Source organism: Dyadobacter sp. CY345, assembly GCF_021502725.1.
Lineage (GTDB): Bacteria > Bacteroidota > Bacteroidia > Cytophagales > Spirosomataceae > Dyadobacter.
Genome location: NZ_JAKFFS010000001.1, coordinates 1,936,690 through 1,948,770, shown reverse-complemented (window position 1 = coordinate 1,948,770; position 12,081 = coordinate 1,936,690). Strand labels below are relative to the sequence as shown.

The window sequence follows — 12,081 nt, the reverse complement described above, 5'->3', positions numbered from 1 at the left end:
TCATTTAAAAACAGATCGATATGGAAACTTACACGTGGATTTTTAAAATAATTTTAGCCCTGTTTTTTATCATGCCTGGGGTGATGAAACTTAAAATGTCAAAAGAAGAAATGGTCAGAAAGGGCAATATCACCGAGGATCAGTCGGTATATTTTCCGCGGTTTATTGGTGTAGCCGAACTGTGCGGTGTGGTAGTGATGCTCTTGTCGATCTGGCTTAAAGAATTGGAAACTCTGGCCGGGATCGCAGCCATTGGCTTTGCCATTGTGATGGTCGGGGCAATTATTGTCCATGCCAGAAAAAAGGAATGGAAGCTACTACCTGTGTTGTTTTTCGCTTTGATACTATCTGTCCTCCTCGCCATCGCAAACTTATAAATACATGAAAATCAAAATATTAAAATCCGCAGACCGCGGGCAAATGAAGCATGATGAATTTGAAGGCCGCACCCTTTTCAGCAATGGAATGGCTAGTAATATATTACCACAAAGTTTTGGAGCACTCTATGTTTTTAACGACGACATTCTGTACCCTAAAAGTCATTTGGGTATGCACCCGCACAAAAACGTTGAGATTGTCACTGTTATGATTTCCTGTACCGAATCGCACCGGGACACCCTGGGCGCACATGAAGAATACCACGCCGGCAATGTGCAATTGATCAGTAGCGGAGAGGGTTTGTATCATGAAGGCGGCAATGTTTCAGAAACAGACAACGCCCGCCATTTGCAAATATGGGTAGCGCCACGTGAATTAAACCTGACACCGTCTGTCAAGGTATTGAACGCCAGTCAGATCGCTGAAAATACCGTTTCGAAACTTCTGGTTTCTCCGGATGGCGACGGCGACTCACTGAAAATTCAACAGGATGTCTGGATGTATCAGATGCATATTAAAAAGGACCAGGCTTACACTTACTCGTTACATAAAGATCATAACGGGGTATTAATTTATGTTTTGCATGGGGGCGTACTGATCAATGGTGTTGAAGTACAAAAAGAAGATACTGCCTTAATTACCGAATCTGACGTACTGGAAATCAGTGCGCAAGTTGACAGCTCCGAAATTTTTCTGATTGAAACGGTTCTTTGATAGGAGGTCGACGATGCTTCTTTGCATCGACAGAACCGGTTGGTTATATTTAGTTAGGAAAAATCTCCTGCGGGCATTGGCTTTTGGGGTATTTTTTGTTTTAGATTGTGGTTTGGATTGTTGGTTGTATCTACCGGTTAATAAGTATTCTTTTTGATTCTGCCCGAATAGAAACACGAATTTTGTTACTTGTAGAAATAATATAAACCTTCCATGAATTTGACAACGTTATTTTTGAATTTTATAGAATCGTCTTTTTGCAGATTGCACTCGGAAAAATTCTGAATCGTCCGTTTTTAATTTTCATTTAGTTGTTTGTTAATGCGAAGTAGGGCTCTATCGTAGGGTTCGCTTTCGGGACTTTCGTTGCTCTGCGTTGGAAGAGCGAGCGAATAAAAAAATTTAGCTACGTTTCCTTATTTTCTTTGGTTAGTACCAATATCATAAAAAGTACGATTAAACTTTCTCATGTTATACAATTATAGGCTATGTTTGGACAATCATTCAACAATAAGACAAAACAATAAATTTTATTACGATATGACCAAACTAATCTTTAAAAACACACTAAAAGCATATGCTTTCTTAGTACTTACAGTAGCAATGATTTGCTGTAACTTTAACAAAAAAGCAGATACGAAAGTAAATTCAACCACAATTTCTGAAAATGAAAGCATTCCGGATTCGGTTGTTAAGTTTTTAATTAGTTCGGCTTCCAATGATTTTCTTAATCATCAACCACCGACACCTATTGATTTCCGGAATGTAAAAATTGGCTATATTAAATCACCAAACAGTGAAAAGACTTTTCTCTTATGTGGAGAATTTTTATCTCAGGAGAATAAGGAGTGGAAAGAGTTTACAACTATTAAAACATCTGGATACGAACAATATATCGGTAAAACGCAATATTGCCAGGAAGCAAAAATGGTTTTGACAGATGAAAACTTATCACTTGAATTAAAGAAGAAATTGACAGAGAAATGAAATATTCGCCAATCATATCATTACGAGAAGATTTTTCCGAAACAAGACCATTCGTTATTCAACATGAACAACATTAAAAAATGGACTATATCGACCGTTAAAAAAGAAACACTGCCTATAACAGCACCTAGAAGTAAATGCCGGTTACGTGCTGAAATAAGCATTCGTGCTTCGTAGCAAGTCTAGTGCTGGGAAAAATTTTTCAACTTAGAAACTGCCATCTTCTTGCAGTCGTAAAACATTGAACGTTATCTGTTTCGGATACACTCTACTCTTAACGGTTGACAAAATAATTATCTTCTTATTGGCCCGCGTCCCAACAGGGCCATCCCAAGACACCATAAAAACAAGCTTTACAAATTTAAAAATACTCAAGAAAGTCCCCAAAAATACAAAATTCGTCAGATCCAAATTCAAGAAATCTGGCCGAGTTGCAGCAAAAACATTCAGGACGAACTCCTATTATTCCATTTGAAATAAATACATAACATCTTAAATGTCACTTCAAGCTATTACAAACGGATACTAAAAGAAGTGCGCAGTGCAAAAAACACTACGCACGACGGGGAATCGAGAATAAATAATGAAAGTCAAACCTCACCCCATTCTGGTCTCAGTAAAAAGAAGTTTGAAACGACAACAACATGCTATCTATCACCGCCGCTACAAGCGGTCAGGCACCAGGAAAATAAGTCGTTTTCAAATATTCCCGCAGCGAAGTTGGCTTACGGCCAAGCAGACGCTCAACGGTATCGTCTGTCCCGGCGAGCATCCCGTGTTTGGCGGCGACAGCCCACTGGGCAAGGAAGTTTGCGACGAATTCCGGGAAGCCGGCGGCTACTTTCTGCGCGATGTAGGGCGCCAGCTCGCTGTTTTTGTATGTTATAGGGCGGCCTGCCAAAGAGGACAATTCCCGGGCGATGTCGTGAAACGAATAGGCTTCGCTCCCTGACATGTTATACTCCTGGTTTTCATGCCCTTCGCTCGTCAACAGGGCAGCCGTAGCAGCAGCGAGTTCAGTCCGTTGAACGAAAGCTATCTTGCCATCGCCAGCCGGTACAAGAATCTCCGCCTCTGGCACCTCGTTACCAATCAGGTGGCCAAGGCCTTCAAAGTAGAAGTTATTTTTGAGAATGGTGTATATCAGCCCGGAAGCTTTGAGATAGGCTTCGGTAGCCAGGTCGCTTTCCGTGACCTCCGTCATCACAAAATCTGTACTGCGCTGGATACTGGTGTAGAAAAGATGCGTAACCCCTGCTTCTTTCGCGGCATCGATGACGTTCCGGTGTTGGCGTACCCGGTCGGTAAATGCTATGGCGGAAACCAGCAGCACTTTATCAATGCCCTGAAAGGCTTGCACAAGCGCAGGGTAGTCGAGGTAATCGGCTTGCCTTACGTCCACACCTTTCTCAACGAGTTCCGTGGCTTTGCTTACGTCGCGCACAAGGCATGCAATTTTTTCGGCCGGAGTGGTATTAAGCAAGTAGTCTATGGTTTGGCGGCCTAATCCACCAGTGGCTCCAGTTACTAAAATCATGATAAAAGGAAATTAAATTCGCGTATATTTGCTTGCAATTTGCAAGTACAAAGTTAAATATATTACTTGCAAAAAGCAAGTGAAATAAAATAGTTTTTATGAAAGAGTTAAAACAGCGATCTACATGCCCGGTAAGCACATCGCTAGACGTGCTGGGCGACAAATGGACACTGCTCATTCTCAGGGATATGGTGTTTGCTGGGAAGTCAACTTACGGGCAATTTCTGCAATCAGAAGAAAAAATAGCGACCAACGTCCTGGCCGACCGCCTGGCAGCACTGGAATTACAAGGCATCTTAACCAAGGCCGTGGCTGAGGACAAAAAATCGAAGTTCACCTACCGCCTTACGAAAAAAGGCGCAGAAACCATCCCGATTATTGTGGAACTTGTTTTGTGGGGAACCAAACATCTCGCGACTGTCGCCAGCCCCATGCTGCTGGAAGAAATTCAGGCTAATAAAGAAGCGGCCATCGAAAAGTTTCAACGGAATGCCCGGGAAAATTCCCAGGCTTGAGCGACAGCGGTGCGGCTGAAATTGTTGCAGAAATTTCGGCAGTGATACCAGGATTGGAGTTGGACGAAAAAGTAAAAATTGATACGCCTATCAAAGTTGATATGGAAAGATTTTTGCAAATCCTGTGTTTGACACAATTTTACAAACTGCATTTAATTGTGTTGACGATCTGTAACGGTATTAAAATGGTTTGTGTTTGAGGCAATTGCAACTACTTTAAAATGCATTGTTATTGCTAAAAGCCTCAAACACACAACTTGCACGCGCATTTAGCCGATTAATTATCTGCTGACAATCTCGTATCTTCCTTTTCGCCGGCATCCTCTTCGGGTGAAGTCTTTTTAGCATTTTCTGCCGGATCGTTCGGCATCGATCCCATTTCTTCGCTCCCTGCTTTGCCATTAGTAGCGTTCTGGTCTTCACGATCAGGCTCGGCATTTTTTACTTCACGCCCCTCATCTTCATGATTTTGCATAACTATTCTGATTTATGTAATTTAATCTTATGCTTTTAAAATCTCATGCCAATGATTGTCTGAAGAAATGCATGCATACTTTACTTTACGAAGAATACATAGGGCATGCTTGTGAATACAACGGCATACCCTGGACATAGTTGAATCAAAAGAATTTGTTCTTATAACCAAAATTTACAAGATTAGGCCCATATCTTCGCAAGAGCATTTAAGAAGCAACCAAACTCCCCGAAAAAGCATCCAGTAGGAAATCTATATCCATGCCACCAAAATCAACTAAGTTGCCAAGTAATAAAATCTCGCGGGTTATGATTGCCATACTGGCTACGCTCATCGGGCTATATCCTTTGTTCTATTTTTTTCAGCATAACTTTGGAATATTGGGCAACAAAAACAGCGCATTATTGGCAAGTGCGGTATGGAGTTCAGCATTCTACATGCACATTACTGCCGGCGGGCTGGCCTTGCTGATCGGCTGGGTTCAGTTTAATGAAAGGATCAGAATATCTTCGCCTGTCATGCACCGCCAACTTGGGAAACTTTATCTGTTATTTGCTCTTTTTAGTTCAGTTTCCGCTGCATATCTGGCAATTCATGCAAACGGCGGCCTGATCGCTGCAACGGGATTTTTTTGCCTGGCCCTTGTCTGGTTTATCAGCACGTTCATGGGATACACCAGCATTCTAAAGGGGCGCGTAACTCAACATCAAAAATTCATGATTTTCAGCTACTCCGCATGTTTTGCAGCCGTAACGCTGCGCCTGTGGCTACCTTTGCTGGTAGTTATTTACGGAGATTTCATCAAAGCTTACGTGCTTGTGGCCTGGCTGTGCTGGGTACCGAATATGTTTGTTGCATATCTGTTAACCCGAGATATGAATAAGTCTGAGATGCAGCCTTATTCTTAAAATTCACCTTAATACTTTTGAGAAAGAGCTTTTAAAACAGCTGCCTATTCAGTGCGACAAAAAAGAATCAGATCAGCACCGTTTTCAGTCTGTATGGAAAATAATTCGTCTTTATTGCTCTTGGAAAACCTCGAATAATTCGGTGCCACCTCCGGAATGATTAAAACAATATTTGTATTTTTTTACTACGCAATTTTTGGTCCGCCGGTATACTGTTCTTTATACTGAACCGGCGTTACGCCAACAACTTTTTTGAATAGTCTGGTAAAATAAGAAGGGCTTTCAAAGCCAAGCTGGTAGGCAATTCCAGATACATTCTCATCACTGCTCAGCAACTGATTTTTAGCCTCCGTGATCAGATAAAGATGTATATGTTCTAGTGCATTTTTCCCGGTTTCCTGTTTGAGTACGTCGCTCAGATAACGGGTCGATAAAAACAAATCTCCCGCCAGATGATTAACTGTAGGAAGCCCCTGAGTCTGTTGCTGTCCGGTTTCAAAATAATGTTTTAATACATCCTGAAATTTCTTTACCGTGCCTGTTGAAACGTTCGCGCTTCGATCAATAAATTGCCTTTTATAAAATCGGTTGGAATATTTCAATATGGAATCTATATGAGACAAAATAATATCCCGGCTCAGCTCATCCTGAATTCCATCATACTCGGATCTGATTTTATCATATAAATCCCAGATAATTGTTTCCTCAGATGGGGAAACATGCAGGGCTTCGTTGATCTCATAATCAAAATAACCGTATTTTTTGATCTGTTCATGCAGCGCATGACCGGACAAATAATCCTCATGAACAAAAATTACAAAACCTTTTTCGGCAAACTGAACATTGCTCACTTCAAGTATCTGCCTTGGTTTCATAAAAACCATGGAACCGTTATGGTGGTCATACCTGGTCTTTCCATAAAGCACATATCCGGACATTATTTTCTTTAATGCGATCATATAAAAATCACCGGTAAAACGGGATTCACCGAGCGAATAACTCATAAGCTCTTTACAGGTCATCAGACTTATTAACGGGTGCGCTGGAGGCGGATAACCGCTTTTTTCGTGCAACTGCGAAATGGTCTTGTAATGGGTGATTTTGTCCATAAACAGATATTAAACAACTTCGGGCAGGCTTTTACCTTTCTTTCCATAAAGATAAAAGTAATGCCGTATTTCTGTGCTATTCTTTCCGACAAATGAGCTATCCGGCCGCTGAGGGCTATTATACTTTTGTCATATCAAAACAATAACAAAAATTTCTGATCATGACAAAGACAATTTTTATTACCGGTGCAACCAGAGGATTTGGAAGATTATGGGTAGAAGCATTTTTAAATCGTGGCGATAACGTTGCCGCAACTTCCCGGAACATTGCGGGATTTGATGACCTGGCAGATCAATATCCGAACAGTTTTTTACCGATCGCGCTGGATATTACAAACCGGGATCAAAGTATAGCTGCGATAAACAAAGCACACCAGTATTTTGGAAGCCTGGACGTGGTAATAAACAACGCGGGTTACGCTGTTTTTGGAGCAATCGAGGAAGCAAGTGAAACGGAGGTTAAGGATAACTTTGAGGCTAATGTTTTTGGAACGTTATGGATCACGCAGGCTGCCTTACCAATCCTCAGAAAACAAAAACACGGTCATATCATACAGCTTTCCAGTGTATTGGGCGTATGGACTTTACCTACGTTGGGGATCTACAACGCCACAAAATTTGCTGTGGAAGGTTTAAGTGAGGCGCTGGCGAGCGAAGTAAATGCGTTTGGAATTCATGTAACGCTTGTAGAACCCAATGGCTACACGACAGATTTCGGAGGCAGTTCGGCGGTACAAAGTCAGCCTATCGCCGCTTATGATCAAATTCGTGAAGGGCTTGGCAATACAGAAGGTCTGTTGCCGGAAGACTATGGAAAACCTGCGGCAACCGTTCCCGCGATTCTGAAATTAGTGGATAGTGAACAGCCACCGCTGCGCCTCTTCCTGGGTAAACTTGGTTACGAAAAAACGAAACGCGTATACGCTGAGAAATTACAAACCTGGGAATCGTGGAATGATGTGTCTATTGCTGCTCATGGATGAAATGGCTGAAACATTTGCCGAACCTCAGGATTAATCTGTTTTAACTTAAAAAAAGAGTATCCGGAAAAATTCAAACCGGATATTCTCTTTTTTTGGTTTACTTTTCAAACATGATTTTCAATGTGATTCTTAGTTATACGTTATGCCGGCTGATTTTTGACGGACCTTCTCCGTATGCTTTTTTAAACGCATATGAAAAATGGGAAAGGTCCGCAAAACCGAGGTCAAGGTATATATCGGAAGCTAGTTTACCCTTTTCGGAGATCAGGTAATGAGCTTGTTTCAAGCGTTTTTGCTGTATCCAGCGACCGGGTGTGATATTAAATTGTTTCTCAAAATCCCGCTTGAAAGTCGCGAGGCTTCTGCCGGTTAGATAGGCAAAACGATCCAGATGCACATTGAAATGATAATTCTTATTCATAAACGCCTCCAAATCGATTCTGTGCGGTTCATTGAAATCAAACAGGATATTTTTAAGCTCCGGTTTCAAGTGGATCAAAAGCATAATTCCCTCCTTTTGCTTTAAACCGATTAGCTTACCTTCGTTCAGATTTCCATTATGATGGTAGGCCAGCAGCGAATCCATATAAGCTTTTAATAGAGGATTTGCTGGAATCGAAACAATTGGTTTATCATACAGCCGGTGCGTGGCAGACATATCATATTCGAAACAGAATTTTTTTAGTATTTGCTGATCCAGATAAATCGAAAGCGATTGAAAATCACCTTCCCTGGGAGGATATTTTACGAACTTCATCAACTGGTTTCTGGGTATCAATTGGACTGAACCTTCACCACAGATATATTCATTTACCCCATCGTTCAGCACAGAAGATCCAGAGATCAAATAGTTCAAAACATGGTCTTGCACAAACTGTTCACCTTCCCAGCTTTTTTGGTAGTAGCAGGAATAGACAATAGCATCGGATCTTTTGATTTCGTCGGTGTTTTTCATTTACCTGCTAAAATACTAAACAAAATTTCATCAAAGCCGAGCCGGCTTATTCAAAAAAATGCTGATCAAAAAAGTTCAGCTTTTGATCAGCATTTTCATTAAAGTTTAATGCCCTTTTGGGACAAAAACATCTTCCCTTCCTCCGTCGCAAGCATATCTGTGGCATCGTCATGGTCTGTTGAATTGCTCACAGAAAGCCATTTTTCAAATTCTGCTTTTCTGTCTTTATCGGCGTTTCTCAAAATCGCTGTGGCCTCGCTTCCCAGTACCAAATGCACCGGAGGATCAGCATGATAAACAAGATCGAGCATCACCTGCGCAGCTTTTGCGGGGTCTCCAATGGGAACGAAATTTCCTGATTGTATAAACGTTTTTATCCCTCCTACCGTGCTCTCATAACCCTCAACATCCTCCGCAAAACTCATGGACGCACCAGCCCAATCGGTACGAAAACCTCCCGGCTCAACGGATGTAACTTTGATTCCTAATGGTGCAACTTCTTTGCTCAATGCTTCTGTAAAACCGGCTAAGCCAAATTTTGCAGCCTGATACATCGTAAGCCCAGGATTCCCCACCCGCCCGCCGATCGAGCTGATCTGCAAAATATGTCCTGACCCTTGTCTGCGCATGATCGGTAATACAGCGCGGGTAATTTCTATCGGCGCATACAAATTTACTTCCAACTGGCTCCGAACCTGCTCATCAGTGAATGCCTCTGCCGCACCTGTGATACCAAAACCAGCATTGTTGACCAATACGTCAATCCTGCCAAATTTTGCTACTGCTTCCGTGACAGCTGCGTGAATTTGGTCTTTGTCAGAGACTTCAAGCGCTAATGTGAGAATTCTATCCGGAAATTTTTCAGCCAACTCACGCAGTTGCTCCGGATTCCGGGCAGTTGCCACTACATATTCACCTTTTTCTAACGCTGCTTCCGCAAGGCTTTTGCCAAGTCCTTTTGAGCTGCCTGTAATGAACCAAACTTTTGCCATTCTGTCTAAATTTTGTTTCAACAAAGGTCGCTTGTAAATCCAATTACCACTTTGTTAAAAGGCTCAATGTTGGTTTGTTAAAAAGCTCATCATTATCCCGGTATTTCGCCGGAAACGATGAGCCGGATTTAAAAAAATATAATGTCTCAATCAAACTGTTGGCTACCAAACTCAACCTATTGATTTTCCGGCAAATTCAAAAATAGAAAGAGCGAAACAATCTTGTGATTTTCGATAAGTGCCACGTCCATTCCGGAAGCAGCCGGTGTTTGTCCGGGAATACCCAGCGTCCATGCAATGTGTTGAATCTGGTGGTTAACTTGTCCAGGGCCGGTCAACTCAAAATTAAATTCTAACGGCCATTGAGCTTGCAAGGACGAAATAACATCGTTTATCGCCTGATAACCGGTACTCGCCTCATCGTTATTGGATTCATAAAAAGCAATTTCAGGGGCGTAAATTTCTTTCATGACCTCTAATCTGCGCTCTGCATTCCTTTCATTCCAAATAAGTAAAAGGCTATCTTCCAAAAGTTTAGCGGATGTTTCCATTTTTGATTGCTTGTTTTTGTACGGTTCAAAGGTACATCAATGAAAACAGTTTAAAATTGAGTTAAGTCAAGAAAAAGAATTGATTTATGTCAATTGAAAGCAATTGTGCTCTCGTTACAAGAAGGGGTCTCAATCATAATCAATTTTGCGGTATTGAAATAATTGCTGCTGTTTGATACTAACCGCCCACCGCTATTTAGGATACAAAATTGACGTTTGAGGCTAACTTTTTGTATCCGTTATAACTGACCTTTGTCGTATGGAAAATAACATTAAAGGTAAAGTAGTAGCTATCACAGGAGCCAGCAGCGGCATTGGAGAAGCCACAGCGATCATGCTGGCAGGATTTGGTGCAAAAGTAGTATTAGGGGCACGTCGCGGTGACCGCCTGGATAAGCTTGTTGAACGTATCAAAGCAGCAGATGGCGAAGCCATTAGTCTGGTAACTGATATCAAACGACGCAAGGATTTGGAGCAGCTGGTTAATTTAGCTACGGAAACTTATGGACGTCTGGATGTGATGATAAATAATGCAGGAATCAGCCCACTTTCGAGAATAGATGATTTGCAGATAGACGACTGGGAAGAAATGATCGACGTCAATCTTAAAGGGACACTTTATGGAATTGCCGCTGCTTTAACCGTTTTTAAAAAGCAAGGCTCTGGCCATATCATCAACATTATATCAACCTCAGGCATTAAAATTGTTCCGCTTCAAGGCGTATATGCAGGGACCAAAAACGCAGTACGAACAATTACCGAAGCGTTAAGGCAGGAATCGAATGGAAAATATCGGGTCACCGGAATTTCGCCTGGTTTTGTGAATACAGAACTATCCGATCATATTAAAGATGAAACGGCCAGATTTGCCATCAAGGAAAAGGCAGCCAAAATTGCGATTACTCCGGACGCAATTGCCGGTGCGGTGGCCTATGCTATAAGCCAGCCAGACCATGTGGATGTTGGAGATATTGTGATCCGTCCAACTGTGCAGGATTAATTTTAACTTTGCTCAAAAAACATGAAAGCCATATCTCAGCCATTAGTTTTCAAAAGTATTTCTGAGTTGATGCGCGGGATGGATATGCCTAAACCTGTGCATCCTTTGGTGGCATTAGTGAAATACGACATCACAAAAATAAGTCGTGAACACTTTGGACGCAGTTTTCTGATCGACTTTTACAAAATATCCTTCAAAAAGGATTTCAGGGGACAGGTAAAATACGGACAAGGCTATTATGATTTTGAGGAAGGAGGACTGGCTTTTTTGGCGCCAAATCAACTCGTAACCATGTCGGGTGACGAAAGCAGCTACGACGGTTTTACCCTATACTTCCATTCCGACCTGATCAGCGGTTATCAATTGGGCAAGAACATCCATCATTATGGCTTCTTTTCCTATGCCGTCAATGAAGCGCTTTTTCTTTCAGATAAAGAAAAAAAGATTGTAACCAACTTGTTTGAGTCCATAACAGCTGAGCTGGAAAATAATATTGACGCTTTTAGTCAGGATGTTCTCGTCTCACAAATTGAGCTTTTGCTAAATCACAGCAACCGTTTTTATAACCGGCAATTTCTAACCCGAAAAGCCGTTAACAACGATTTAATAAATCAAATGGACCAGTTCCTGACATCTCGCTTTGAAGAATATCAGAACGGGATACCCACTGTCCAAGAAGTGGCTGATTACCTCCGGGTTTCGCCAAGATATCTGACCGATATGCTAAAATCGTTGACAGGTCAAAATACTCAGCAACATATCCATGCGAAATTAATTGAAATGGCCAAAGTTGTGCTTGCCGCTACCAGACTATCAATTGCAGAAGTCGCATACCAAATGGGCTTTGAACATCCTCAATCTTTTAATAAATTATTTAAGCGGTATACGAATATTTCACCCCGCGCATTCAGGCAATCTTTAAACTAGATTCAGTCTTGAATGAAAAGTCATCTATCCAGTTATCGGCAATAGTCCTC

General features: G+C 41.7%; 14 protein-coding genes. 8 read left to right on the top strand and 6 right to left on the bottom strand.

The features are described 5' to 3' along the window. The first annotated feature begins 20 nt into the window (after window positions 1–20). The 3 genes from L0657_RS08285 to L0657_RS08275 all read left to right on the top strand — a co-directional run bounded on the left by L0657_RS08285 (window position 21) and on the right by L0657_RS08275 (window position 2,079). Window positions 21–377: a DoxX family protein gene (locus tag L0657_RS08285; RefSeq protein WP_235150114.1), complete on the top strand. Its 357-nt coding sequence runs from the start codon at window positions 21–23 to the stop codon at window positions 375–377. A 4-nt stretch (window positions 378–381) separates the two neighbouring features. After that, window positions 382–1,092, top strand: coding sequence for a pirin family protein (locus tag L0657_RS08280; RefSeq protein WP_235150113.1), 711 nt, complete (start codon window positions 382–384; stop codon window positions 1,090–1,092). Window positions 1,093–1,632: 540 nt separating this feature from the next. Then, complete coding sequence (locus L0657_RS08275; RefSeq protein WP_235150112.1) at window positions 1,633–2,079, top strand: hypothetical protein; 447 nt, start codon at window positions 1,633–1,635, stop codon at window positions 2,077–2,079. A gap of 673 nt (window positions 2,080–2,752) precedes the next feature. Here L0657_RS08275 and L0657_RS08270 read toward each other — a convergent pair. Further along, window positions 2,753–3,616 (bottom strand): SDR family oxidoreductase, encoded by an 864-nt coding sequence (locus L0657_RS08270; protein ID WP_235150111.1) that lies wholly within the window; start codon window positions 3,614–3,616, stop codon window positions 2,753–2,755. A gap of 98 nt (window positions 3,617–3,714) precedes the next feature. On the opposite strand from L0657_RS08270, the gene L0657_RS08265 reads away from it, so the two are divergent. Continuing rightward, complete coding sequence (locus tag L0657_RS08265) at window positions 3,715–4,131, top strand: helix-turn-helix domain-containing protein (protein WP_235150110.1); 417 nt, start codon at window positions 3,715–3,717, stop codon at window positions 4,129–4,131. Window positions 4,132–4,408: 277 nt separating this feature from the next. Here the strand turns inward: L0657_RS08265 and L0657_RS08260 are convergent, their stop codons facing one another. Continuing rightward, a complete protein-coding gene (locus tag L0657_RS08260; protein WP_235150109.1) occupies window positions 4,409–4,606 on the bottom strand; it encodes a hypothetical protein in 198 nt (65 codons plus the stop codon). A 308-nt stretch (window positions 4,607–4,914) separates the two neighbouring features. Here L0657_RS08260 and L0657_RS08255 point away from each other — a divergent pair, with 308 nt between their 5' ends. Then, window positions 4,915–5,514 (top strand): DUF2306 domain-containing protein, encoded by a 600-nt coding sequence (locus tag L0657_RS08255; RefSeq protein ID WP_235150108.1) that lies wholly within the window; start codon window positions 4,915–4,917, stop codon window positions 5,512–5,514. 185 nt (window positions 5,515–5,699) lie between these two features. Here the strand turns inward: L0657_RS08255 and L0657_RS08250 are convergent, their stop codons facing one another. Beyond that, on the bottom strand, window positions 5,700–6,623 hold the full coding sequence (locus L0657_RS08250; RefSeq protein ID WP_235150107.1) for an AraC family transcriptional regulator: 924 nt from the start codon (window positions 6,621–6,623) through the stop codon (window positions 5,700–5,702). A gap of 161 nt (window positions 6,624–6,784) precedes the next feature. Here L0657_RS08250 and L0657_RS08245 point away from each other — a divergent pair, with 161 nt between their 5' ends. Continuing rightward, a complete protein-coding gene (locus L0657_RS08245; RefSeq protein WP_235150106.1) occupies window positions 6,785–7,606 on the top strand; it encodes an SDR family NAD(P)-dependent oxidoreductase in 822 nt (273 codons plus the stop codon). A gap of 133 nt (window positions 7,607–7,739) precedes the next feature. Here L0657_RS08245 and L0657_RS08240 read toward each other — a convergent pair whose 3' ends face one another. The 3 genes from L0657_RS08240 to L0657_RS08230 form a co-directional block, all read right to left on the bottom strand. Further along, the gene (locus L0657_RS08240) at window positions 7,740–8,561 is read right to left on the bottom strand and encodes an AraC family transcriptional regulator (RefSeq protein ID WP_235150105.1); all 822 of its coding nucleotides are present in this window, start codon (window positions 8,559–8,561) and stop codon (window positions 7,740–7,742) included. A gap of 98 nt (window positions 8,562–8,659) precedes the next feature. Next, window positions 8,660–9,553, bottom strand: coding sequence for an oxidoreductase (locus tag L0657_RS08235; RefSeq protein ID WP_235150104.1), 894 nt, complete (start codon window positions 9,551–9,553; stop codon window positions 8,660–8,662). A 176-nt stretch (window positions 9,554–9,729) separates the two neighbouring features. Further along, complete coding sequence (locus L0657_RS08230; RefSeq protein ID WP_235150103.1) at window positions 9,730–10,104, bottom strand: hypothetical protein; 375 nt, start codon at window positions 10,102–10,104, stop codon at window positions 9,730–9,732. Window positions 10,105–10,363: 259 nt separating this feature from the next. Between L0657_RS08230 and L0657_RS08225 the strand changes: the two genes are divergently transcribed. Together L0657_RS08225 and L0657_RS08220 are read left to right on the top strand one after the other, a co-directional pair. After that, entirely contained in the window at window positions 10,364–11,104 is a 741-nt protein-coding gene (locus L0657_RS08225) for an SDR family oxidoreductase (protein ID WP_235150102.1), read from the top strand. A gap of 21 nt (window positions 11,105–11,125) precedes the next feature. Further along, entirely contained in the window at window positions 11,126–12,031 is a 906-nt protein-coding gene (locus L0657_RS08220) for an AraC family transcriptional regulator (RefSeq protein WP_235150101.1), read from the top strand. The last annotated feature ends 50 nt before the right edge of the window (window positions 12,032–12,081 follow it).